Genomic DNA, 24,407 nt, shown 5'->3' on the forward strand with positions numbered 1-24,407 from the left:
ATAGACGCAGAGGAACCTATTTAGTTACGTTGCAGCAATCTCTAAGTCTGTAAGCTGCAGCTTGTAATACATAAGGGTTGCATCCAGTCCGCCGTCCGCTGACATGGCGTAATCGGGAATTCTGCCTGCTTGTATATAACCCATAGACGCATAGAGGAGATTGGATGGGTCACCTTCCCGCGTATCCAGCACGATTAAGGAGCGCCCCTCCCGCTTCGCCTCAGCTTCGGCTGTCTGCATGAGCGTCCGCCCAATTCCCATCCGGCGATAGTCGGGATGCGCCATTAGTTTAGCGATCTCCGCCCGGTGACCGCCGTTAGGCTTCGTACACAAATGCACCTGTACGCTTCCGACAATCCGGTTGTCCTTCGTTGCGATATACAGCCGGACTTCCGGAGCCGGTACATGAGCCCAATATTCTGCAGCTTCAGCATGGCTTAGCGGCGGGAGAAACCCAAGTGAGGCACCATCCTGAACAACCGCTGCCAGCAGCTCAGACAGCTCATCTCTATGTTCGATAATCGAATCGATTCTCTCTATCTGCACTTCATGCCTCATCCTTCTCCACGCACCTTTTGCCTAATTTAGATGATGGCGGCGATGTGCCCAGCACCATATAGGAAGATGATACGCTCGGCAGCATGATTTGTATAACGAATGTTATCCATTACAGTAATCAATAATTCGAATCATGAGGCCGCAAAAACATAGACCAGCAATACGACGATACCGGCTACCCAGAGCATGGGCACGGCATTAACCGCCTTCGCTAACCCTTCTCGGCGCTTGTGAAATACCCAAGCAAGGATGGAGCAACCAATTGCAGCCACCGGATACGCCGCAATGGCGGAGACGAAAGCCACGTTCCAGGTACTGAAGCCGGCGTCGAAGGACATGAACGACATGATGAATATCCCGAACCATGGCAGCAAGAAGAGAACATAAATAATTTGGCTAATGATAAAGTACTTTTTCATTTCTAATGACCTCCCTAAATCCCCAGTTGCCGCACAACTAAATTATGATATAGGGTCGCCGATTTTGTAAATGGAACATGCAGCAATCTGCCCATGAAAAGGCCGCGAAGCTGACTACAGCAGAGTCAGATCACGGCCTATTTATACCCGCAGCAGCAACTTCAGTGGCGCCGACCGGTATAAGGTACAATTCGGGAAGCAACAAATACGAGCAGAATCAACGCCAAGCTGAGGCCCAGCCCAATCCGCTCATTGCGGTGCAGAAGCGCGCCGGAGATGGCCACAAGTATGAGCGCCATGCCGACATAAGCGCCATAGGGATGCGTAAAGATGCGAAGCTTGCCTCGATTCGTTTCGGAGCGGCTGCGTAATTTGAGCGAAGAAGCCAGAATGAGGATCCAGTTTAGGATCAGCATCGCCCCGGCAGCCGTACTCACATATTCATACATCGTATGAGGCAGTATGTACGAGCAGACAATGGTAACAGCCAGGGCAGCCGCTGTAATCCAGAGTGATTTTGAAGCGATGCCGCGACTGTTTACCTGCTTCAATGAACGCGGGGCATCGCCATCCTCCGCCAGCGATACCATCACGCGACTCACGCCGAATAACGCCCCGACCATGGTAGAGAAGGCTGCGCTGATGATAATGAGATTAAACAGCGTTCCCAGATACGGAATGCGAAAACCGGAAAGCGCCGTTACAAACGGGCTGGCAGCGTCACTGATAGCTGAGGGCTCCGTCATTTTGAGTACCCCGAACAAGGCAAGCACATAGACAAGAACCAGCACCACTAGGAGCGTAAGCCCGGCCTTCGCAATCTCCTCCCCGCGCTTCAATTCGGATGCGGTAACCCCGACGACCTCAATGCCCCCGAACGAAAAGAAGACAAAAATCATAGCGGACCACAGCCCGCTTAAGCCATGCGGAAACCAATCATGACTACCAATGGGTTGAATCGGCACCTTAGGCGAAGTAGAAAGCAAGCCGCACACGAACAGTACGCCAAACAAGATGAACAAGATAAGAATGGTTAGCTTGATAACGGCAAACACAGACTCGATAGCGCCGAAATTACGCACACCCATAAAATTAATGCCAAACCCAAGCACAGCATAGAGCACGGAGAAGATGCCAAGCGGAATGTTCGGGAACCAATATTGCGTAAAGGTAGACAGCGCGACGATTTCACTGGACATAATCAGCACGCCGGCCAGCCAGTAGATCCATCCGGACATAAAACCCGCCGAGCGGCCAAAGGCCAATCTGGCATAGGTGCGGAACGAGCCCGGCTGCGGGTCGTTCACGGTCATTTCGGCCAAAGCAGCAAACACGATGAATGTGGCAAGTCCTGCAATGATGTAGCCGATGAGCACGGATGGCCCCGCCATCCCAATCGAGAGACCGCTCCCCAGGAAGAATCCTGCCCCGATAATCGAGCCTATACCGATTAGCGACAGCTGCCACCATGCCAATCTTTTATGCATTCCCAGTACCCTCCACGTCGAATCTTCGCGTTAGTATGCCCGGGTTATAGCACAAAAACAAGAAGCATCCATACGAGATGATATAGGGCCAGCAGCGCGTAGATGAGGGTAACGATGAGAATCCATTTTTTTAGAAATGATGTATCTGATACATTTTGTATCAGATAATACAGAAGCAGCGGCAAAATAATCTTATACGCGTAGAAGACGGTCGGATCTGTCTCGTATAAGTAAGCAGCAAACGGGTTTGCTTCATGAATCGCACGCAGTCGAATGCCCATATCTGTCGCAAATGCATCGAAAAAAGATAAAACAACCAGCCATTTCAACGTACTTTTACCCGGTCGCAAGCTCCTGATGGCCGCTTTCGCTCGAGCCGGCATCGCATCACCTCCATAATTTAGATACATATTGTATCACATTCTGCCAAATAAATACATCCCCTTCCATATAGCGAAAAGAGCAGCGGCGACCTCCTCCCACTGCTCTCCTATACGGATCAATCTCTTGAAGCCTCATACAACTTCTGCGCCAGAAGCCCGGGCTGCGTTCTGAAGTAGGTCATATGGTCGCCATGCGAGCGAATCAGCCTGAACACCCCAAGCCGGCTCGACATATGCGGATGCCAGCCATAGCCCTCCCCCTGCGGCAGCAAATTATCTTCCGTGAGATAGAGATAGCTTCGCGGGATGGTCAAACTGTAGAATTTCTTCAAATCCAACTTCTCAAAAGCAGGCTTCGCCGGCTCCGGCTTCGCTTCGCTGTACAGCTGCTGCGCAAGCTTGATATCCGCCAAATTCACAAACTGCTCGCGGAAGACCGGGAACGGCAGCACGAGCGAATCATCCTTCGAGGTTTGTCTCAGCTGCTCGAACACTTGCTGCACGGGAAGCGGAAACTGATCCACGACGGATTGCCCGTCGCCCAGCACGAAACCGTCCATAAAGACGAGCCGCTTGATCCGGTCCGGAACGAGCTCCGCGGTCTTCTGCACGACCGATCCGCCGAAGCTGTGTCCGACCAGCACAATGTCGCGCAAGTTATTCGCGATGATGAAATCGGCTACCGCTTTCGTAATCATGGCATGCGTCACATTCTTATTCGGATCGCTGCCATGGCCCGGATATTCAGGGGTATATACGCGATGTCCCATCCTGCGCAGCATGACCGCAACCCCATTCCAGAAGCTGGCATCCGCCCATGAACCGTGGACGAGGACGAAGGTAAGCGGCTGCTCGCGCTCCTTCGCTCTTTGCTCCATCACATACTGCCAGCCGGGAATCCACTCACTCACGCTATTCCTTATATCGAGATACATGACCTTGGTCCTTTCGTACATAGCATTGGTTTATAGCCTAGTCTATGTCCGATGCGCCTTCAGGGTGCCTGACTCGGCACAGCTTCTATTTGATATATGTACATTCAACCGACCGGAAGATTGCTATATAGTGAAAGAACAATAATCAATTCCAACTATTGGAGGAACTAGCCGATGAAAACAAGCAGCTCGATTATCGTTCAGGCCGAAGAGGGCCGTTTCCAAGGCGTTGCGGTTGCACATGTGACACCTGGTTTTAGCGGAGCCGGTTATGTGAATGGCACGGAAAATGAAGGGGATTGGCTTGAGGTGGATGTACAGATTCAGGAGGACAGCTTCTATGAGCTTAGCGTTCGCTATGCGGTACCGGACGGCTATCGGTCCAACGCACTCCTCGTCGACGGCAATTGCTACGGCTACGTAAGATCCCGGCCGACGGACGGTTTTGTAACAGAGCGTCAATGCAGCGTTTATCTAAAGACCGGCACGCATACGCTTGCTTTGCTCAAAGCCTGGGACAGCGGCGTGGAAGTCGACTGCTTCCTGTTATCCGCCGTAGACTCGCCGGAGCTAAGCCGTACGCCGCGCCAACTGATCAATCCGAAGGCAACGGCGGAAACCGTGTCGCTGTGGAACTATTTGAACAGTCAGTTTGGCAAGGGCCTACTTACGGGCCAGCATACCGCTTCCGGGTTTACACCCGCGAAGGAATTCGCTTATATCGAAAGCCTAACCGGCAAACAGCCTGCTATTCGCGGGTTTGACCTGCTCAGCTACACGCATGCTACCGAGACGGCAGATCCAACTCCGCATAAGCTGCAGGAGATCGCAGAGAACAAAGGCTCCATCGAGTCCGCCATCGAGTGGACGACCGTCCATAATGGGATCGTAACCTTGACCTGGCACTGGTTCGCGCCTACAGGCGGTACGGACAAAACGTTCTACACGAAGAACACCGACTTTAATCTTCCGCTCGCGCTGAAGCCCGATTCGAACGAGCATCAGCTGCTGCTGGCCGATATCGATGCCATTGCGGAGCAACTGAAGAAGCTGCAGGATGCGAACGTACCTGTATTGTGGCGGCCTTTGCACGAAGCAGACGGCGCTTGGTTCTGGTGGGGCGCATTCGGCGCTGAACCGTGCAAGCAGCTATGGCGCTTGCTATACGATCGGCTGACGAATCTGCACGAGCTTCATAATTTAATCTGGGTCTGGAATTCGCATGTGCAGGAGTGGTATCCGGGCGATGACGAAACGGACATCGACAGCTGCGATATCTATGCGCCTTCTGCCAATTACGGTCCGCTGCGCAAGCCGTTCGAGCAAGTGGATGCGCTTGCCGGAGGCAGGAAGCTCATTGCGCTTGGCGAGAACGGATCGATTCCGGATCCGGATCAGCTCATCGCGAGCCGCACGCCTTGGCTGTGGTATATGACATGGGGCGAAGGCTTCGTAATTGATGGCAAATCCACGTCCGACGAGCAGCTGAAGAAGGTTTATCATCACCCGAGCTGCATTACGCTTGATCGGCTCCCGAACTGGAGACATGTCGGCCACGCTTAGCTCTCCGATCATCGGGGAGCGTTAGAAATGATGCGGATTTTGCAACAAGTTCTAACTTAATAGTTTCACCTGCCATAAAAGGCTCCGAGCGCGCTCGGAGTTTTTTTTGTAAATTAGCCGGCCGCACTGTCACAGAATGAGAGCATGAATTGTCTTAGCAGTGTATCTTCAAAAATAGAATCCGACGGAGGAATCGATATGCACTTACGAATGAACGCATCCAAAGCCAACCCAACAGCTTACCAAGCGATGCAAAAACTAGATGGAACGGCAAAAGAGTTGATTGCGGATAATGTAATCTATGAGCTTATCAAAATCCGGGCTTCCCAAATCAACGGCTGCGCGTTCTGCGTGGATATGCACACAACCGATTCGCGCGCCATGGGCGAAAGCGAGTGCAGGCTGAACCTGATCGTGGTGTGGCGCGAGTCCCCTCAATTCACGGAGAAGGAACGTGCCGCACTCGCGTTGACCGAAGCGGTTACGCTCATCTCCGAAGACGGCGTGCCTCAGAGCGTTTACGACGAAGCCCGCAAGCATTTCGATGAAAGCGAGTTTGTTGCTTTGCTGCTCGCCATCAATGCCATTAACGGCTGGAACCGGATCGCGATTGCCACGGGTATGTTCCCTGACTGTTTTGCGAAATAACGGAACGAACTGACAAGCCGCCCCCCCCTAGGGTGGCTTTCTTTCATGCTCTTATCTTGATAAAATGCATCTAGAATCGGAGGGGGATGCGCCTTGACGTCGATCGATCGCACGTTAGAAGTGGAACAGTTATACCGCGAACATAAGTCGCTGCTTACGTCCATCGCTTATCGCATGCTCGGCTCGATGAGCGAAGCCGAGGATGCCGTCCAGGATGTGTTCGTTGCGATCAGTAAGCTGGGCAAGATCGATATGACGCACCCGAAGGCCTACCTGGTCAAAATGGTCACCAACCGCGCGCTCAATGTGATGAAAGCAGCGCCGCGCAAGCGCGAGAGCTACACGGGCCACTGGCTGCCGGAGCCCGTGATCGAGCTTGGCACTGCGACTCCGGATGCACCGCTGGAGCGAGTCATTCAGCGCGAGCAGCTCGGCTATGCCATGCTTGTGCTCTTGCAGACCTGCACGCCTCAGGAGCGCGCCGTCTTCGTGCTGCGCGAATCGTTCGGCTACGATTACGCCGACATCGCGGCCATGCTGGATAAGTCCGAAGCTGCCTGCCGCAAGATCTTCAGCCGCGCCTCCGCGAAGATTGGCCATTTGACGCGCACGGACAATGAAACGACCATGGACTCGTCCGTGGAACGTTTCGTCCAGTCCTTCACGCAAGCGATTCATACCGGCCGCTTGGAGGGCTTCATTCATCTGCTGACCGAAGATGCGATCATGATCAGCGACGGCGGCGGTATCGTTCGTGCCGCTATCTATGATTCTGGGTCGCAGCCGCATTGCGGCTTTCTTTGCCGGCATAGCAAGCAAAGGCTCTCTGGACGGTCAGCTGTTCCATGTATCGATCAGCGGCCAGCAAGGACTGCTTCTACAGCGTGAGGGTAGGCCTCCACTTGCGCTCGTGTTCGAACCGAATGAGGATTTCAGCGCCATCCGGGCTGTGTATATGGTCTCTAACCCCGAGAAGCTCACGCGTATCCGTGATCGAAATCAGCAGAAGAGCTGCTGAGGTCACGCCCCGGCAGCTCTTCTGCATTTATTATGGGATGCGGCTCTCGCTTAACGCCTGCACCGCTTTTTCAATCCGCCGCTGCCTGGTTTCAGCTGTCTTCGCGCCGTCTATTGCAAGCACGATTCTGCGCTTGTTACTGTAAGACAATCCATCGAAGAAGGATTGGGATGCCGGTTCTCCGCCAAGTGCGGCTGCGAAATCCTCGGGCACCTCAAGCTCCCGGGGCTCGGTATCCAGCTCAAGCTCGACTTCAATCTCTTCGCCCGCAGCCACGCCGGCGCCTTGGCGATTCTCCGCGCTGAGCGGCAGCATGAAGCGGCCGCCCATAGAAGCGACTGTACTGCGGTAGCTATATGCGCCAATCTTCACCTTAACGGCCGGCTTCTTGCTTGTCCCAAGTGACGCCACGGCTTCGCTCGGTACCTCGAAGCCGGTTGCGGTCTTGCCGCCAAGCTCGACTACAGTTCGAAACTTCATCCCCTTCGCCTCCTCTACGATTCATCATACCTTGTCTGCCTGCCGCTCCATTCCCGCCCATTGCAGGATCGCGATTGCCGCCTGTTCCCGACGCTCCGCATCCTCGCTTCGCATCGCGGCTTTCAGAATGTCGAGCGCTTCTTGTACGGTTGCCTCGTCGACCAGCCTCGCCCCGACCGGCGCTTGGTTGCGCAGCAGCAGCCGATCCAACTGCTCCTTGCTTACCGGGCGCTCGAACATGCCAAGCTTCCCAGCCTGCTCCAGGAAACGAATCAGCTCCGGATGCAGCTCTTCGCTGTTCAAGCTTCGCAGCCAAGTCACGCCTCGCCGATGACCGCTTTGATCCTCAGCATTGTCGCAATCATCCAAATAATAATAATCGCCGAGGTCCCCCAGATACATGCACTCACTATCGCTTACGATGATGTAATCGCCGTCCTGCATGACCTGCGCGAAACTGTAATGGGCCTCCGCTTCGCGTTCCAGCTCCGGCCCATCCAGCCCATAGCCCTCAGCCAGCTTCCGCTCCAGCTCTGTTTTGGTCAACAGACTCATGTCTCCGATGCCCGGTCTCCCGCAGCTTATATAATGATTTTCCACATATTCAGATAACCCGTTCTTGCCTTCCGACTCCACCTGCATCCGAAACAACTGCATGTCGGTATCGCCCCTTTACACCTTTATCCGGTTGCTTTACCATTCATACTATAACGCCCTTTAGCACGGTTTGCCATTCATTCCGCATCATATCGATTAGGAGGCAATGAGCATGACAGAAGCCATGAAGGAAGAGTTCGATCGGCAAGGCTATTTCATTCTGAAGCAGCTCTATTCGCAAGATGAGGTGCAAGCCTTAAAGGCAGAAGCAGCCCGTATTCTAGCCAAACACGATGTCGATCAAAGCGGCGTTTTTCTCGGGTTAGCGGCGGAAAGCGAATTGTTCAAAGAAGCTGCGCGGACACCCGAACTGACTCGCGCGTTGAAGGCGATCATCGGCGATGCCGTCTTATTCATGAACGACAAGGTCGTCTTCAAGAATGCCAGCACGGACTTCGGATCACCATGGCACCAAGACTACTCCTACTGGCACGGCAGTCACAAGTTCTCGGTTTGGATTGCGCTGGACGATGCGACGGCGGCCAACGGCTGTCTGAGAGTCCTTCCCGGCTCCCATCGTTCGACAGTCAGCCATGATGGAGATGCATCGGATAACCATGGCTTCATCCATCGTTTGAACGAAGAACAGATCGATGCTTCGCAGGTTGTCGACTTCGAAGCCTCCAAGGGAGATGCCATCGTCTTCCACGATTTATTGCTGCACGCCTCCTATTCCAACACATCCGGCGCAGATCGCTGGGCACTTATCTCTACCTATAAAGATGGAACCCAGCCCGACCCCGAATATCCATGGGCTAAGGCCGCCTTTGCGCTGAAGTAACGCTACCCTCTAATATCTCTTCTTATAATCAACCAAATTACGCAGATCGGCAGCATGCCCGGACAAATACAGCTCCAAATTCGATAGGAACAGCTTCACGAGCCGCTCCCCGTTGCGAACGGTCAACCCCCCGGCATTATGCGGCGTGAGAATCACGTTCGGCATCGCCCATAGGGGATGATCCGCGGGCAGCGGCTCTTGTTCGAACACATCAAGACCCGCGCCTGCGATTATGCCCTGATCCAGCGCCTCAACGAGATCCTCCGTGCGCACTGTCGCGCCGCGCCCCACGTTGATAAAGTAAGCCGTACGCTTCATCACGGCGAACCGCTCGGCATGAAACAGATGCTGCGTCTCCCCCGTAAGCGGCAAAATGTTAACGACATAGTCCGCTTCCCGCAGCGCATCATCCAGACGCGACGTTTCATAGACGACATCCGCTTCCGGCATCGACCCGCCCGATCGGCGCACAGCGATAACGCGCATGTCGAACGCGCGAGCGATCCGCGCCACTTCGCGGCCGATTTCGCCTGCGCCGACAATCGCGACGGTGCCTCCGTTCATCTCGGCGAGCGTATCCGGGCTTTCCCATAGGCTTGTCCGCTGATTGCGAACGGCCGCGGCAATGCCGCGCGACAAGCCCAGCATCATGGCAACCGCCGTCTCGGACACCGATCTGGCGTGTACGCCGCTGGCATCCGTCAGCAGGATCCCGCGCTCCTCCAGCAGATCGAGCGGCAGGCTGTCGATCCCCGACGACCAGCTTTGCACCCAGCGGAGCTTAGCCCCCTCCTGCAGCGCAATGCTCTTCACTCTCGCATCCCACCCGAGGATAATCTCCGCCTCGCGAAAAGCTTGATCCTCCGTTTCCGGTTTCCGTCCGAAAATTATCGACGCCTCCGGTGCCGCCTGCCGCACCGCCTCTTGCTGCTCCGAAGTAAGCTCTTGCAAACAAAGTATCGTTGTCATATGTAAAACGCCTCCTTAGTTGTAGTCCATTTCCTTCGTTAACTGACAAACTCATGAATATGCTGGTTTCTCCAGAAATCCGAGAACCGCCCCTTCGACTGCAGCAGCTCTTTAGGCGAGCCCATCTCCTGTACGCGCCCATTTTCCAGGAAGATGACATAATCCACATCGCGAATCGTCGACAACCGGTGTGCAATGATGATTTTGGTGCTGGCCCCGGCCCACTTCGGCAGATCGCTCTGGAACATCGCTTCCGTCTCCACATCGAGTGCAGAGGTCGGCTCGTCCAAAATCGTGACCGACGCCCGGCGAAGCACAGCTCGGGCTATGCCAATGCGCTGTCTCTGCCCATGGGATAGCTTAATGCCTCGCTCCCCGACCCTTGTATCCAGGCCTTCCGGCAGCTCTCCAATAAATGCGGATTGTGACAGCTCAGCAGCTCTAAGGATGTCCTCCTCCGTCGCATCCGCGAACCCGATCGCAATATTTTCCCGAATCGTGCCGTCAAATAAATACACATCCTGGGTAACGGCAGCCAACTGCCCCCGCAGCGAAGCGATGGTATAGGACTCCATCGGACGCTCATCCAGTCGAATCGAACCGCTGATAGGCTCGTAGAACCGATAGAGCAATTTAATCAAGGTGCTCTTCCCGCTGCCGCTTGGCCCGACCAATGCAACCGATTTGCCTGCGGGAATCTCGAAGCTGACGTTATGAAGGACAGGACGATCCGGCTCATAGGCAAAAGACACATTATCGAACCGAATGGAGCAAGGCTTGGCCGGTAGCGCTTTCCCTTGATCCTTCACCTCAGGCTCCATCTCCATAACCGTGAGCAGATTTTCCGCGCCGGCCGATACCCGCTGCAGGGAGCTGATAATAGCCGTTATGCTGACGAAGGGCTCGCTTACCTTATCGAGCAGCGTCAGGAAGGCGATGATCGCACCGGGGCCTATATCCCCGTTCACCATCAGAACGGCGCCGATGGTTATACCCAATAAATAACCGATTTTCTCCGGAACGAGTCGGACAAACTCGCGAACCGCCTCCATTTTCTCAACGGAAACCCAGAGCCGAATGCCCTCCTTGCACACCTTCTCAAACCTCGCAAATACCGATTGCTCCAATTGATTCATTTTCACTTCCCGAATGCCGGAGAGCGTCTCATCCATGTGAAAGAAGACTTCGCCTCCGTTAACCTGCTGATCCGCAATGAGATCCTTGAATCTCCCTCTCATCACCAGGTTGCTGAGCAGTTGGAAAGGACCCACAAGAATGGCGATGGCGCCGAGCAAAGGATTAACGGTAAACAAATAAATGCCGACGGCGACGAAGGATACGGGCAGCGAGATAAGCCGAAGCATATCGAATACGATAAAATGCTTGAACACTTCCAGCTCATTAAAGAGAATATTCTGCGTGTGGGCACTGTGCGTGCGCTCGTGATACTTCAGCGATAGATTCGTTAGCTGCCGCAGTATGATCTGCCTCATTCTGAACACAATATTGGTGTTTACGACTTGGTTGCAAATCCGTGCTCCCAAGGAGAAGAACAAGCCCAGAATGACCATAACCGCTATACCGATGATTAATCGGACAAGCTCGGCATGCGACAGCTCCGCGCCGCCGTCGAAGATCCTTCTGCTCAGCTCCGCGAGCAGGAGCGCGGCTCCCGTGCCGCCAAGCTGCAGCGCCAGTACGGCCAGATATAAATATTTATAGCGCTTACAAAGCTCTAAAAATTGCCGGAATCCCTGTCTGCGAATCAGGCCGGCGACGCTCCTGGTCGATGTGCTCAATCCCTAACCTCCGTCTCTAACCACACTGTTTTTTTAAGACTTCCAAAAAGAAATAGTTTACATTCCATGTAATATCTTTATACTTAATAAAGATCATCCATACATGCAGAATAACCCATAATAGGAGGAAATTGAAGTGAGTAAAACAATCAAAATCGGCATTGTAGGTTACGGAAACCTCGGCAGAGGCACCCAGAAGGCAATCGCTCAAAATCCCGATATGGAGCTTGTCGCGATTTTTACTCGCAGACAGCCTGAACAAATGACCGGCGGAGAAGGCGTCCGCTTCGAACATATTTCGGCAGCAGAGCAATACAAAGGCATTATCGATGTCATGATTCTCTGCGGCGGTTCGGCTACCGATCTTCCTGAGCAAACGCCTGTTATCGCAAGCATGTTCAACACGGTAGACAGCTTCGATACGCATGCCAAGATTCCGGAATTCTATGAAACCGTCAATGCTGCCGCGCAGCAAGCCGGCACGCTGAGCATTATTTCGACAGGCTGGGATCCGGGTCTGTTCTCTCTTAACCGTCTGCTTGCGGAAGCGATTCTGCCGGAAGGAAAAGACTTTACGTTCTGGGGCAAAGGCGTAAGCCAAGGCCACTCCGACGCTATCCGCCGTGTACCGGGCGTTAAAGCCGGCGTTCAATATACGGTGCCGGTGCAAGCAGTAATCGATCAAATTCGCTCGGGCGAAACGCCGGAGCTGGCAACTCGCGACAAGCATCTTCGTGAATGCTACGTCGTTGCCGAAGAAGGCGCGGATAAAGAAGAAATCACACAAACGATCGTGAACATGCCGAATTATTTCTCCGATTACAACACGACGGTAAACTTCATCAGCGAAGAGCAGCTGCATGCTGAGCACCAAGGCATGCCTCACGGCGGATTCGTCATTCGCAGCGGTATTACCGGTGCAGGCACGAAACAAATTATCGAGTTCGGTCTTACGCTCGAGAGCAATCCCGAGTTTACGGCAAGCGTGCTGGTAGCTTGCGCGAGAGCCGGCTACCGTCTAAGCCAAGAGGGCAGCAAAGGCGCGAAGACGATCTTCGACCTTCCAATCGGCTACCTCTCCCCGAAATCGGCTGAACAGCTTCGCCGCGAGCTGCTCTAATCGCCGAATACTAATTGAACCTAAAAGCTTGCCATGATCCTCATGGCGAGCTTTTTTATTTCCCCAACCTGCGCGGCCTCCCTTGAAACCAACTCCCCGTAACGCCGAACTAGGCCCCTGCATAGGATAATCCATGTTCAATGTTCAAAATGGAGGGAATCTATCATGAGCTCGCCCAATCAGTCCATGCAGCAAGAACTAAAGCCGATCTATCAGTGCGACGCCAAGGTTCATCATACACTGCGGTCGGTCAATGACCATCTTCATCAGCTTTGCGCGAATCACGTCAATCGATTGGTCAAAATCGAAACGATGGACGGCGATGTTTTCGAAGGGCATATCGTCCATTGTGACAAGAGCATTCTCTACATTTGCCTGTCCAATGAAGGCGTCCATCGCGGGTTCTTCCCGGGTCCCGGTGTCCCGCCTCAGACTTATAACAATGTCATTCTGCCGCTGGTTCTGTTTAATCTTCTTGCCATCTCGCTGCTTTAAGCCTGTAGTGGACCGTTACTGACAAAGGAGTGATTCGCATGGCTTTCATGCCACCGGTTGGACCTCAAGGTACGCAGCAGCCCCCTGGCTCGCCGCCGCCGCAAATGGTTCCGCCAAGACCGCTTACTTCATCGACGCTTGCCATTGATCCGGGAGCGATCTCCCGCTGCATGTTCCGCATGACCTACATCTGGCCGCGCAGCGGACCCGGCTTCTGGTTTTATCCCGTCTTCCTCGGCCGGACGTCCATCTCCGGATTCCGCTGGAACGGCTTCTTCTGGATGTTCGCCGGCTTCGACCTTGCGCGAATCGATGCGTTTACTTGTGTTTAAATAGTAAGGCCCGATGTCCCTCAGTCATGCTGACCATGGCTGAGGGACATTTCTGTGGTCGCTCGCTAGCATTGCCTCATGCCGTTTTGCGCTAACGAATCCTGAGGGTCTTATTCCTGCGGAAATAGCCATTTTTCAGATCTAACAAATCGTACGAGCCTTATTGTGAGGAAATCGTGCGAAAAAGCCCTTTTGACACCGAATAAGCCCTGTGGGATTCGTTAGAATTTCAACCCCCTTCATTTGGATGAAATAAGACCTCTGGGATTCGTTAGCGCTCGTGAGCGAGCATCTAACGCTGCGCGACCCAGATGAACTTAGCCTCGAACCGACGGCGCGATCCTTTCTTCCTTAACGATCATCAGCATCATTTGGAACGGAATAATGTTATGGAGGTGCCGGCAAGCGAGACTTACCCCGTTTTTCTCATGGCATGGAATCTGACAAGCTCGCTGCAAATACAATTTCAAGTGGAGATCGTTACACGGGAAAGCAGGGATAAATCATGGGGAGCAAGCAAGAATTTATTGTCGTGGTCGTGCCGATGTCAGAAATCAAGAAGTTTGTCGTGATTGATATTATTGGGGGGACTGTCCTGTATTACTTGATTAAGCTGCCGCTCCATTCCTTCTATGCGGCCATGGTGGGAAGCGCGGTAGGACCAATGCTAATCCGCCGTTCCTTGCGAGGCCCCAAGCTGCGCAAATGATAGACAACCCGAACTCGTTCCATAACGGCGTACCAAGCAGAGAAACGAGCATCGCATTCTTCACCCGAAAATCGTACATACTGCCTGAAATGTCAGCCATAATAACATGATCCTTATAGCTTTTATCGCAACTTGCCATGGATTCATGGCAAGTTTTCTCACATTTAGTTGATAAATGTAATTTATCGGTCTGCAAAGATTAATTAATTGGTATTATGAGAATTACACGTTTACAATGTATAAAAATACAAACTTTGCGTAAAAAAATGCAAATTCGACCCATTATCATCTAAGGAGCGTTGGTCAAATTGATAACCGTTATATCTGATCCGCAATTGGCAGCTGCCGAGAAGTACGTCCAATCCGTATACGAAACAATCGTTCAACGCAACCACCACGAGCCTGAATTCCACCAAGCCGTGAAGGAAATACTGGATTCCCTCGTACCGGTTCTTGCCCAGCATCCGGAGTATGAGCAGAACAGTATTTTGGAGCGGATTTCCGAGCCTGAGCGCGTCGTATCCTTCCGCGTGCCATGGGTGGACGACAAGGGAAAAGTGCATGTGAACCGCGGTTTCCGCGTTCAGTTCAACAGCGCGCTCGGCCCGTACAAAGGCGGACTGCGATTCCATCCGTCCGTTAATGCCAGCGTCATTAAATTCCTGGGCTTCGAGCAAATCTTCAAGAACAGCTTAACCGGCCAGCCGATCGGCGGCGGCAAAGGCGGATCGGACTTCGATCCGAAAGGCAAATCCGATCTTGAAATTATGCGCTTCACGCAAAGCTTCATGACGGAGCTCTACAAATACATCGGACCTGAGGTCGATGTTCCTGCAGGCGATATCGGTGTAGGAGCACGGGAAATCGGCTACATGTTCGGGCAATACAAGCGCATTCGCGGCGGGAATGAAGCCGGCGTTCTGACGGGCAAAGGCATTGTTTACGGCGGAAGCTTGGCGCGTAAGGAAGCAACCGGCTACGGCTGCGTTTATTTCGTGAACGAGATGCTTGCAAGCAAAAACTTGAGCTTCCAAGGCAGCACGGTTGTCGTATCCGGTTCGGGTAACGTCTCCATCTATGCGATCGAGAAGGCCCAACAGCTCGGCGCGAAAGTGGTTGCGTGCAGCGACTCCAACGGGTATATTTACGATCCTGAAGGCATCAACCTGGATACCGTTAAGCAATTAAAAGAATTGGATCGCAAACGTATCAGCGAATACGTGAAAATCCATCCGCATGCTGCCTACACGCCGGGCTGCGACGGAATTTGGTCCATTCCATGCGATATCGCGCTGCCATGCGCAACACAGAATGAGATCGATGCAGCGTCCGCGCAGCTGTTAGTAGATAGCGGCGTGAAGGCTATTGGCGAAGGGGCTAATATGCCGTCAACGTTGGAGGCTATTGATGTGTTCCTGAACAACGACGTCCTGTTTGGGCCGGCTAAGGCTGCGAATGCGGGCGGAGTTGCCGTATCCGCACTCGAAATGGCGCAAAACAGCATGCGACTGTCGTGGACCTTCGAAGAAGTAGACGCCAAACTACATGACATTATGAAAAACATCTATGCCAACAGCATCAAAGCAGCTGCCGATTACGGCCATGCCGGCAATCTGGTCTATGGTGCGAATATCGCTGGATTTGTTAAAGTGGCCGACTCCATGATCGCTCAAGGCGTCGTTTAAATAACGGGAAAAACCCACCGCCCCAGGTTAATGATCATTAACCTGGTACGGTGGGTTTTCTGTTTCCATTCGTGCCTTATCCTTCGCCCAGTACGGCTCCGAATTGGTTCTTAAACATATGGGCATACACGCCCTGCTTCTCGAGCAGCTCTTCATGGGAACCCTTCTCCATGATCGCCCCGCGGTCGATGACCATGATGGTGTCGGCGTCACGAATCGTGTTGAGCCGGTGGGCGATCAAGAAGCTCGTGCGGCCATGCAGGACGCCTCGAAGCGCATCTTGAATATGCAGCTCTGTCCGGGTGTCGATGCTGCTGGTCGCCTCATCCAGAATAAGAATCGGCGGATCCGCGAGAATGACCCTTGCGATGGCAAGCAGCTGACGCTGACCTTGGCTGAGGTTGCCGCCGTTCTCGGCAAGCACCGTATCGTACCGCTGCGGAAGTCTGCGGATGAACGAAGCGGCATTGGCCAGCGCTGCCGCCCGCTCCATCTCCTCGTCCGTTGCGCTTGGTTTGCCGTACTTAATATTTTCGCGGATCGTTCCGGAGAAGAGATACGTGTCTTGCAGCACGATGCCGAATGCCTGCCGAAGACTATCCTTCGTGTAATCGCGGATGTCGCGTCCATCGATTCGAATGGAACCGCCCGTCACATCGTAGAAGCGATTCAGCAGATTCACGATGGTTGTTTTGCCTGCGCCGGTTGGTCCGATCAGCGCCGTGCTTGTACCTTCGGCAGAGTCGAAGCTGATGCCCTTCAGAATCGGCACATCGGCGCGGTAACCGAAGGATACATTGTCGAAGACGACATGACCGCGCGGATTGACGAACGTCTTCGCTCCCGGACGATCGGCCGGCTCCTCTTCTTCATCGAGCACCTCGAATACCCGCTCCGCCCCCGCTACACCGGACTGCAGGACGTTGAACAGATTCGCAAGCTCGATCAGCGGCCTTACAAACTGACGCGAATAGCTGAGGAAGCTGGCGATTATGCCGACCGTAATATGTCCGTTAACCGCAAGAACGCCGCCGACGATGGCTACAACCGCGAAGCCGACGTTGTTGATCACGTTCATAATCGGCATGAGGAACCCCGAGCGGATCTGCGCCTTAATGCCGATCTCGCGCAGCTCTTCATTGACGACCTCGAAGTCATCGATGACCTTGTCTTCGCGGTTAAAAGCTTTCACGATCTGAATCCCCGAGATCGTCTCTTCAATATGGCCGTTCAGCTTGCCGAGCTTGTTCTGCTGCTGCTTAAACAACGGCCCGGTTGCGCGGGCAATCGTCCGCGTCAGCAGGAATACGGCCGGCACGGTGATCAAGCTCGCCAGCGTCAGCACGGGGCTCAGCACCAGCATCATCACGAGCGCGCCTGTAATCGCGACCGATCCCGTCATGACCTGGATGGCCGACTGCGCAATCGTATTGCTCACATTGTCGATATCATTGGACATCCGGCTCATCAGTTCCCCGTGCGTCCGCGTATCGAAGAAGCGGATCGGAAGCTTGTGCAGCTTGGCGAACAGCGCGGTGCGCATCCGCCCGACGATACGCTGGGATACGCCGGCCATCAGCCACCCTTGCAGAAAGGTCAAGCCTCCATCTGCGATGTAGGAAGAGACCAGCGCAATGAGCGCGATCTGAAGCAGTCCGAAGTCGACCGGGCTGCCGTCGTTCTCTACGGACATCGCATCGATGGCCACGCCGATGAGGTAAGGGCCGGAAAGCGTAATAAGAGCATCGATCAGTACGATGACGAAGATAATCGCTAGAAGCTTTCTTTCCTTGCCGAAATATGACCACAGCCGCCCCAAAGTCGCCTTCAAATTCTTCGGCTTCACGACCGGTCCGCGGCCCATGAAACCGCCCCTGCCCGGAACATTCACGGCAGGCATCGGCGGCGGCGAGCCCTGCGCCTGCGATTGCGACTGCGCTTGCCCCTGCGCCGGAGGACTCCCCTCGGGCCGATTATTCCGTTCAGACATTGGCACGCGCCTCCTTGCCGGTCTGCGACCGATAAATTTCCTGATAAGCCGCGCAAGTCAGCATCAGCTCTTCGTGTCGCCCGGAACCGACGATCTCCCCGTTATCGAGCACGATAATGCGGTCCGCATCCATAACAGAGGACATCCGCTGCGCGATGAGAATGCAGGTCAAGCCCTGCGCGTATTCCCGAAGCGCTTCCTTGATCCGCGACTCCGTCGATGTATCCACGGCGCTCGTGCAATCGTCCAGAATGAGGATGGACGGCTGGCGAATGAGCGCCCTTGCAATGGAAACCCGCTGCTTCTGACCGCCCGAGAGGTTAACCCCTCCCTGCCCGAGCAGCGTATCGTAGCCTTCAGGACAATCCATGATGAAGTCATGTGCCTGCGCCATCCGCGCCGCCAGCTCAACCTCTTCATGCGTGGCGTCTTCTTTGCCCCACAGCAGGTTCTCCCGAATGGAACCGGTAAACAGCACCGCTTTCTGCGGTACGATGGCTATTTTCTCCCGAAGCGATTTCAGCTCGATGTTTCGCACATCCTGCCCGTCCACTTCCACCGTACCCGAGGTGGCATCGTAGAATCGGGGAATGAGGTTCACGAGCGTGCTTTTGCCCGAGCCCGTTGAACCGATAATGCCAATCGTCTCGCCCGGTCGGCAGTCCAGCGTAATATTGCGAAGCACGGTCTCCGACTTGGCATACGAGAAGGATACCTCTTTGAACGAAATGCTGCCGGAATGCCCGGACGCATGCTGCAGCTGTCCCTCATCTCTCACCGGCATGGAATCCTTCTCCGCAAACACCTCGCCGATCCGCTCCGCCGACGCCTTTGCTCTGACGAACATCGTGAATACACTCGAAATCATCAGCAGCGAGAACAAAATTTGCGTCATATAGTTAATAAATGCAATAATATGGCCAACCTGCATATGGCCTCCGTCTACCCGAACACCGCCGATCCAAATCACTGCAGCAATTCCGAGATTCACGGTCAGCATAATGCCGGGACTGAAGATCGACATTAAGCGCATCGCGCGAGTCGACGCTTCCTGATAGGTGTCGTTCACCATGCCGAACTTGTCCGTCTCGTAATCGACCCGGTTAAAGGCTTTCACGACGCGAACCCCGGATAAATATTCGCGCGACACCCCGTTAACGCGATCGAGCGCACGCTGAACACCTGCAAACAAAGGAAAACCAATGCGCATATTGAACACAATGAGCAGCGCAACCATTGGAATGACAACAGCCAATACAAGCGAAAGAGGCGGATTCAAGCGAATCGCCATAATGAGACTGCCGATACATATCAGCGGAGCTTTGACGAAGATTCGCATGAGTCCGTTCGTAAAGTTCTGAATTTGGGTCACATCGTTCGTCAGCCTCGTAACCAGAGAGGCGCGATCGAATTTGTCGATGCTGTCAAACGATAACGACTGAATCCGACGAAACAGGTCGGAACGCAGACGCGTGCCGAAATTCAGGGAGACATGGCTGGAGATAATGTTGCGCATCGTCGCCCCTGCCGCACCAATAGCCGTGATGAGCAGCATGTAGCCGCCGAAACGGAAGACATAATCAAGATCTCGGTTCGCAACGCCGACGTCAATAATGCGCGACATGAGCGTGGGCTGCATGAGATCACATAACGCTTCAAGCATTAAGAACAGAATCGCTGCGGCAAACGGTTTTCCGAATTGGCGAAAATATGGCTTTAGAAAGCTCAACGTTCAGGACTCCCTTACAGTTTGTCTTCCTTATATTGTAACGACTATTGCCCTGCAAATGGAACCCGGCTAACGAAAACTGATCAAGGAGATACCCTCTATGAAGAAAAAATTAATCATTAGCGCAGCTGTCCTTGTCCTTCTTGTTCTTATTCTATTTGGTACGCTTAAATGGATGAACTCACGTACCTTTCAAGTATTCGGGGGCATTACCGACCAAGTGACAACTGATCAGAAGATCATCGCCCTCACCTTCGACGACGGCCCTACAGCCAATGTCGATCAGATTCTGCCGCTTCTGGACAAATACAAGGCAAAGGCTACCTTCTTCCTCATAGGGGGAGAGCTGGAGAAGAACCCCGAGGAAGGGCGCAAGATCGCGGCAGCCGGACATGAAATCGGCAATCATACCTTCTCTCATGACCGGATGGTCTTTAAATCGCCTTCCTATATCCGGGATGAGATTGAGAAGACCAATGCGCTGATCCGCCAAACCGGCTACGAGGGAGAGATTCTTTTTCGCCCGCCTTACGGCAAGAAGCTGATTGGACTGCCTTATTACTTGAACAAGCATCATATGAAGACGATCACTTGGAACCTCGAGCCGGACACCTTCTATTCGACAACCGCCGATAAGGTGCGCTATGTACAAGAAAAGGTGAAGCCGGGGGACATTCTGCTGCTTCATCCTATGTACGACTCGAACGAGATCACCGCGATCCATGGAATTCTGCAAGCGTTAAAGGAGCAGGGCTATTCCTTTGTCACCGTCAGCGAGCTGCTGAAGCTGCAGCAGTAAGGGCTTGGATACCGGGTTGAACGAGGGCTCGTAACCAACCGGGCATTCCTCTTGGCTAGCCTTTAACAGGCTGCGGAGTAAAAGACAGCTAACAGAAATGTTGCATTTTGTGCAGCATATCCAGAGAAAAGGTAAGTCCACGCAGGAAATGCTGCATAAAAGGCAAGATTTCCATCTCATATCGTCTCTCAGCCGTCCATTCCCTTTGAAATGTTGCGTTTTGAGCAGCATTTGGCTGAAGTAGGCCATTGGGAAGGGAATAATGTTGCAGTTTGTGCAGCATTTAGCGGCGGTAGACCATGAGAGAAACGAATGTTACATCATCCACAGAACGAGCTGGCGATATCCGGGACATCCTTGTTGCCGGTAGGATCAATAAAAAGGACCGAGCAGCCGCTCGGTTCTTTTCCCTCTCGAGAAAATCTCGTCAGCCACTTTGATGTCTATGCTTCATGAAGAACCAAACTTTAACGGTTGTCAGCGTGGCTATTTGATGAAAATAAGCCTTTTTGAAATCCTAACGGTTGTGACAGCCGTTATTTGCAGTAAATGGGTGGATTGCCCGTGAAATCGTTCCAATAAGCTCGCTGGCAACCGTTAGCCAATAAAAAGGGGCTATTTAAGCCAAATAGCCGCTGTCGCAACCGTTAGCGTTTGGAATACGAGAAAGATCCCCTCATAACAGGCGTAAAGAGAATATTGAGGTTTGCTCTCATGCCGTCAAGCATGCTAACAAACCGACGTTAGATCAAACGTCGGTTTCACAAAACACGAAGGACCGAGCAGCCGCTCGGTCCTTTTCCCGCTTAAACATAACGAATGGCTGTGCCATAAGCATTCAATGTCCCGGACGCCAGTCCGGGCGTGAGCAGAATGCCGATAACCGCATCACACTCCGCCACTGCGCCACCTGCGCGACCCAGCTGCTGCAGCATATGAACAGGCGAGCTGTTGCTGATCCTGCCGGAGTAGACGGTGCACAGCACTTCATAGGGTTGAGGCAGCGAATGCACGGTGTACACCGGGACGACGCGCACATTCTCCGCGGCCGGCTCGGGCGATTTGGTATTCTTGTTGCCGAACATGGACATGGATCCATCACCCCGCTATTGTTTTGCACCTATCATAGCAGATTAATGTCAGTTCTGTTAGCTAATCCATGTCATATCTGCTTTATCAACCTGCCAATCGCCGTCCTTTAACTTCACGACAACCCGCATTCCAACGGCTCCGTCACCGGACCGATACTTGGAGCCCTCTATAACAAACTGCTTAGCCGTCAACTCAGCCTTCTCCACCTTCAACAGCACCCCGTCAAGCGACAGCGTATTCTTGTTAAACAACCCTTTAGCCTCCAACTGCTCATAGGTCGCTTCCATCACGTCAACCTTGTAAGATTTGAAATGCGCCAGAATCTGCTGCTTATCTCCCGCATCGAGGTCCTTTAAGTTGCTCATATCAATGGCGATGTATTTCATGCCACTATTGAGACCCTCATCGACCGGCATATAAGCATCCAGAGCTAAGCTGTACAATTCGCCTAAATCCACAGCAGCGACATTGCCTTCGGATTTTTCCCCGCATGCACCCAACAGAAGCATTACCGCACATAGGGATACCCACATCATTTTTCGAAACATCATACGATCCCTCACATCCATTCCAACCTAGTTGCTATAGAAGACGGCATGAATAGTAAAATAGTTGCCGGGGTAAATATATACAATCCGTTCTATAGGCAATTTGACTTCGCATTCAATATTCCTTGACAGGAATATTCCTATTAGGGTATATTCAAAACAAGAACTTTAACTTTGGAGGAATCCTATCATGACCGATAACCAAGCTGTAAACGCCAATGAAGTTAGCACCGAGGGAGGCAAACTAGTCATTTCTCGCACCTTCAACGCACCGCGCGAGTTGATATTCAAAGTATTTACACAAGCGGAGCATCTGAAGCACTGGTGGGGACCGAAAGGTCTGGATCTTGAAGTAGCAGAGCTTGATCTGCGCCCCGGAGGTATCTTCCTCTACTCCATGAGCACACCTGACGGGCAGAAGATGTGGGGCAAATTTGTTTATGAAGAAATCGCAGCACCCGAGAAACTCGCTTTCTTCAGCTCATTCTCTAACCCGGAAGGCGGCACGGAACGCCCTCCGTTCGCTCCGCAATTTCCTTTGCAAGTCCTGAATGTAGTTACCTTTACGGAAGTCGAGGGGCAAACGACCATCAAGCTTGAAGGCGGTCCTCATAACGCAAGCGCCGAGGAGAATGCCTTCTACAAAGGGATGTTCGAATCCATGCAGCAAGGCTTCGGCGGTACCTTCGATAAGCTCGACGACTACTTGGCAAGCCTGTAAAATACACAAAAAAGGCCGTGGCAGTCACCTTTCAGGTGGCTCCCACGGCCTTTTGTTTTGAGCTGCATTTTGGGGAATAATACGTGCATCAACGGAATGAAAGGTGCGCTCACAATGAAGAATAACAAACATTTCGCGGTGTTCATGCTCCTCTTTCCTTGCATCATCCTATGGGATTTGGCTATGGATCTCCTTCAAGGTCTTCCTATGGACCGCATGATTCGAAATTTAATATTCCCGTTCTCCATGCTAGACTTTATCGAGAAACTCATGCTTGCGATCCTCCTCTTCCTCTACGTTCGCAAGCCGATTATGGCCCTTCTGCGCAAGTTCTGGCCCGGGCACTGACAGTTCGTCCTCATCATGAGGAAGCAGCGGATTGCCCTTTGCGCCGAATTAAGCCAATCAGCATGAGCAGGGTTGGGATCGCGTATTGGAGCGGCAGATGGAGGTAATACGGCACGATCTTGAGTCCTTCCTGCAGATGCTCCGTCAAACTTCCCGCGACCGTGAGCGATGTGAACATGACGATGAGACCGACCGGCATGATTAACGTCTTGTGATTCGTGATTCGGAACAAATCGCCGGCCGCCAAGATCGCGGCATACATGAAGGTGCCTATTTTGACGAAGCTGGTAATGACAAACAAGAAGAGCACGATGGCATCCATTCGCTGGGCGATTTCAGACAGCTTTAACCGGCTCAAGGCCGTAAATAGCGGGAACGTCGCCCGCGAAGCGATTTCGGTGCCGAGCACGGAAGTATTCACATAGGTGGCAATGATGAGCAGCAACGTGCTGAACACCATGGCGCCAACGCCGATTTTGACCGCCTTATATTTCTTGTTCAAATAAGGAAGAAACATCGTCATTACGATCATTTCGCCGAATGGAAACGTGATGTTCGTGGGAAACAGCGCTTTCCAGACCGGTTTCCATCCTTCGCCAAGCACGGGGAGCAGCCGATTGCCCTCCGACATTTCCGAGAAAAGGACCAAGAAGATGATGAACAGAAACATCATGCAGCAGAATATGAAGAAAACAAAGGTTGTTCTCGCAAACACCTCCACTCCCAGACGAATCGTATAACCGACCGTGATCAACATAAACATCGCCAGGGCGAACAACGGCGTGACATCATAGGCTGCAGCGGATAGCAAATCGATAAAGTCTCTGACGTCGCGGCCCGATATATATATAAAATACAGTAGATAGGCAAAGCCCAGCACCCATCCCGGAACAGGCCCGATTATCTTGCGCATGTACCCCGTTAGAGGGAGATCCGGGTACAGGTTATACAGCGTGCCGAATACGCCGGCAAACAGGGCAATGCCGCACAGACAGCCGAGTAGAATGACAATCCAGGCATCTTGCTTAGCACCCATCCCGAGCTGAATGACGACGGCTGTCCCCAGCTCGAATAAAGTAATCCATGCAAACAAATGCAGCGGGCCTATATGTACGACTCGGTTATTCATGCTGTCACTCCTC

The 24,407-nt window shown here is 52.9% G+C and carries 26 protein-coding genes; 12 read left to right on the forward strand and 14 right to left on the reverse strand.

Going from position 1 to position 24,407, the window contains the following annotated elements:
• Nucleotides 1–24: 24 nt before the first annotated feature.
• The 5 genes from BM412_RS28935 to BM412_RS28955 form a co-directional block, all read right to left on the reverse strand.
• On the reverse strand, nt 25–558 hold the full coding sequence (locus BM412_RS28935; protein WP_091225178.1) for a GNAT family N-acetyltransferase: 534 nt from the start codon (nt 556–558) through the stop codon (nt 25–27).
• A gap of 131 nt (nt 559–689) precedes the next feature.
• A complete protein-coding gene (locus BM412_RS28940; protein ID WP_091225179.1) occupies nt 690–977 on the reverse strand; it encodes a hypothetical protein in 288 nt (95 codons plus the stop codon).
• A gap of 161 nt (nt 978–1,138) precedes the next feature.
• Complete coding sequence (locus tag BM412_RS28945) at nt 1,139–2,464, reverse strand: amino acid permease (protein WP_091225180.1); 1,326 nt, start codon at nt 2,462–2,464, stop codon at nt 1,139–1,141.
• 44 nt (nt 2,465–2,508) lie between these two features.
• Nucleotides 2,509–2,847, reverse strand: a complete 339-nt coding sequence (locus BM412_RS28950; protein WP_091225181.1) for a DUF5658 family protein — start codon at nt 2,845–2,847, stop codon at nt 2,509–2,511.
• A gap of 116 nt (nt 2,848–2,963) precedes the next feature.
• On the reverse strand, nt 2,964–3,758 hold the full coding sequence (locus tag BM412_RS28955; RefSeq protein WP_371264870.1) for an alpha/beta fold hydrolase: 795 nt from the start codon (nt 3,756–3,758) through the stop codon (nt 2,964–2,966).
• 198 nt (nt 3,759–3,956) lie between these two features.
• Here BM412_RS28955 and BM412_RS28960 point away from each other — a divergent pair, with 198 nt between their 5' ends.
• From BM412_RS28960 to BM412_RS28970, 3 genes are all read left to right on the forward strand, one after another.
• Nucleotides 3,957–5,345 carry a glycosyl hydrolase gene (locus tag BM412_RS28960; protein ID WP_091225183.1) on the forward strand — a complete coding sequence of 463 codons (1,389 nt, stop codon included), beginning with the start codon at nt 3,957–3,959 and terminating at the stop codon, nt 5,343–5,345.
• Nucleotides 5,346–5,543: 198 nt separating this feature from the next.
• A complete protein-coding gene (locus BM412_RS28965) occupies nt 5,544–5,993 on the forward strand; it encodes a carboxymuconolactone decarboxylase family protein (protein WP_091225184.1) in 450 nt (149 codons plus the stop codon).
• Nucleotides 5,994–6,086: 93 nt separating this feature from the next.
• Nucleotides 6,087–6,881, forward strand: coding sequence for a sigma-70 family RNA polymerase sigma factor (locus tag BM412_RS28970; RefSeq protein ID WP_256256645.1), 795 nt, complete (start codon nt 6,087–6,089; stop codon nt 6,879–6,881).
• 160 nt (nt 6,882–7,041) lie between these two features.
• Here BM412_RS28970 and BM412_RS28975 read toward each other — a convergent pair whose 3' ends face one another.
• Nucleotides 7,042–7,491, reverse strand: coding sequence for a YdeI/OmpD-associated family protein (locus BM412_RS28975; protein WP_091225185.1), 450 nt, complete (start codon nt 7,489–7,491; stop codon nt 7,042–7,044).
• A 24-nt stretch (nt 7,492–7,515) separates the two neighbouring features.
• On the reverse strand, nt 7,516–8,148 hold the full coding sequence (locus BM412_RS28980) for a hypothetical protein (protein WP_091225186.1): 633 nt from the start codon (nt 8,146–8,148) through the stop codon (nt 7,516–7,518).
• A 112-nt stretch (nt 8,149–8,260) separates the two neighbouring features.
• Between BM412_RS28980 and BM412_RS28985 the strand changes: the two genes are divergently transcribed.
• Nucleotides 8,261–8,929: a phytanoyl-CoA dioxygenase family protein gene (locus BM412_RS28985; protein WP_177246145.1), complete on the forward strand. Its 669-nt coding sequence runs from the start codon at nt 8,261–8,263 to the stop codon at nt 8,927–8,929.
• A 9-nt stretch (nt 8,930–8,938) separates the two neighbouring features.
• Here BM412_RS28985 and BM412_RS28990 read toward each other — a convergent pair whose 3' ends face one another.
• Together BM412_RS28990 and BM412_RS28995 are read right to left on the reverse strand one after the other, a co-directional pair.
• On the reverse strand, nt 8,939–9,898 hold the full coding sequence (locus tag BM412_RS28990) for a D-2-hydroxyacid dehydrogenase (RefSeq protein ID WP_091225188.1): 960 nt from the start codon (nt 9,896–9,898) through the stop codon (nt 8,939–8,941).
• A 38-nt stretch (nt 9,899–9,936) separates the two neighbouring features.
• The gene (locus tag BM412_RS28995; protein WP_091225189.1) at nt 9,937–11,697 is read right to left on the reverse strand and encodes an ABC transporter ATP-binding protein; all 1,761 of its coding nucleotides are present in this window, start codon (nt 11,695–11,697) and stop codon (nt 9,937–9,939) included.
• A gap of 136 nt (nt 11,698–11,833) precedes the next feature.
• Between BM412_RS28995 and BM412_RS29000 the strand changes: the two genes are divergently transcribed.
• The 5 genes from BM412_RS29000 to gdhA all read left to right on the forward strand — a co-directional run bounded on the left by BM412_RS29000 (nt 11,834) and on the right by gdhA (nt 16,038).
• Entirely contained in the window at nt 11,834–12,817 is a 984-nt protein-coding gene (locus BM412_RS29000; protein ID WP_091225190.1) for a diaminopimelate dehydrogenase, read from the forward strand.
• A 165-nt stretch (nt 12,818–12,982) separates the two neighbouring features.
• A complete protein-coding gene (locus BM412_RS29005; RefSeq protein WP_091225191.1) occupies nt 12,983–13,312 on the forward strand; it encodes a hypothetical protein in 330 nt (109 codons plus the stop codon).
• Nucleotides 13,313–13,350: 38 nt separating this feature from the next.
• On the forward strand, nt 13,351–13,644 hold the full coding sequence (locus tag BM412_RS29010) for a transporter (RefSeq protein ID WP_091225192.1): 294 nt from the start codon (nt 13,351–13,353) through the stop codon (nt 13,642–13,644).
• A gap of 505 nt (nt 13,645–14,149) precedes the next feature.
• Nucleotides 14,150–14,353, forward strand: a complete 204-nt coding sequence (locus tag BM412_RS29015; protein WP_091225193.1) for a hypothetical protein — start codon at nt 14,150–14,152, stop codon at nt 14,351–14,353.
• Nucleotides 14,354–14,661: 308 nt separating this feature from the next.
• A complete protein-coding gene (gene gdhA / locus BM412_RS29020; protein WP_256256659.1) occupies nt 14,662–16,038 on the forward strand; it encodes an NADP-specific glutamate dehydrogenase in 1,377 nt (458 codons plus the stop codon).
• Nucleotides 16,039–16,114: 76 nt separating this feature from the next.
• Here gdhA and BM412_RS29025 read toward each other — a convergent pair whose 3' ends face one another.
• Both BM412_RS29025 and BM412_RS29030 read right to left on the reverse strand, forming a co-directional pair.
• The gene (locus BM412_RS29025) at nt 16,115–17,938 is read right to left on the reverse strand and encodes an ABC transporter ATP-binding protein (RefSeq protein ID WP_091225301.1); all 1,824 of its coding nucleotides are present in this window, start codon (nt 17,936–17,938) and stop codon (nt 16,115–16,117) included.
• Nucleotides 17,939–18,020: 82 nt separating this feature from the next.
• Entirely contained in the window at nt 18,021–19,757 is a 1,737-nt protein-coding gene (locus tag BM412_RS29030; protein WP_091225194.1) for an ABC transporter ATP-binding protein, read from the reverse strand.
• Nucleotides 19,758–19,857: 100 nt separating this feature from the next.
• On the opposite strand from BM412_RS29030, the gene BM412_RS29035 reads away from it, so the two are divergent.
• Complete coding sequence (locus tag BM412_RS29035; protein WP_091225195.1) at nt 19,858–20,556, forward strand: polysaccharide deacetylase family protein; 699 nt, start codon at nt 19,858–19,860, stop codon at nt 20,554–20,556.
• An 806-nt stretch (nt 20,557–21,362) separates the two neighbouring features.
• Here the strand turns inward: BM412_RS29035 and BM412_RS29040 are convergent.
• Entirely contained in the window at nt 21,363–21,647 is a 285-nt protein-coding gene (locus tag BM412_RS29040; RefSeq protein WP_091225196.1) for a hypothetical protein, read from the reverse strand.
• 57 nt (nt 21,648–21,704) lie between these two features.
• Nucleotides 21,705–22,199, reverse strand: a complete 495-nt coding sequence (locus BM412_RS29045) for a hypothetical protein (protein WP_091225197.1) — start codon at nt 22,197–22,199, stop codon at nt 21,705–21,707.
• Between the two features lie 187 nt (nt 22,200–22,386).
• Here BM412_RS29045 and BM412_RS29050 point away from each other — a divergent pair, with 187 nt between their 5' ends.
• Nucleotides 22,387–22,917, forward strand: a complete 531-nt coding sequence (locus BM412_RS29050) for an SRPBCC family protein (protein WP_091225198.1) — start codon at nt 22,387–22,389, stop codon at nt 22,915–22,917.
• A gap of 114 nt (nt 22,918–23,031) precedes the next feature.
• Complete coding sequence (locus tag BM412_RS29055) at nt 23,032–23,265, forward strand: YczF family membrane protein (RefSeq protein WP_091225199.1); 234 nt, start codon at nt 23,032–23,034, stop codon at nt 23,263–23,265.
• Nucleotides 23,266–23,278: 13 nt separating this feature from the next.
• Here the strand turns inward: BM412_RS29055 and BM412_RS29060 are convergent, their stop codons facing one another.
• Nucleotides 23,279–24,394 (reverse strand): GerAB/ArcD/ProY family transporter, encoded by a 1,116-nt coding sequence (locus BM412_RS29060; RefSeq protein ID WP_091225200.1) that lies wholly within the window; start codon nt 24,392–24,394, stop codon nt 23,279–23,281.
• Nucleotides 24,395–24,407: the final 13 nt, after the last annotated feature.

This window comes from Paenibacillus sp. BC26 (assembly GCF_900116125.1).
In the GTDB taxonomy this organism is placed as follows: Bacteria; Bacillota; Bacilli; order Paenibacillales; family Paenibacillaceae; genus Paenibacillus_Z; species Paenibacillus_Z lignilyticus.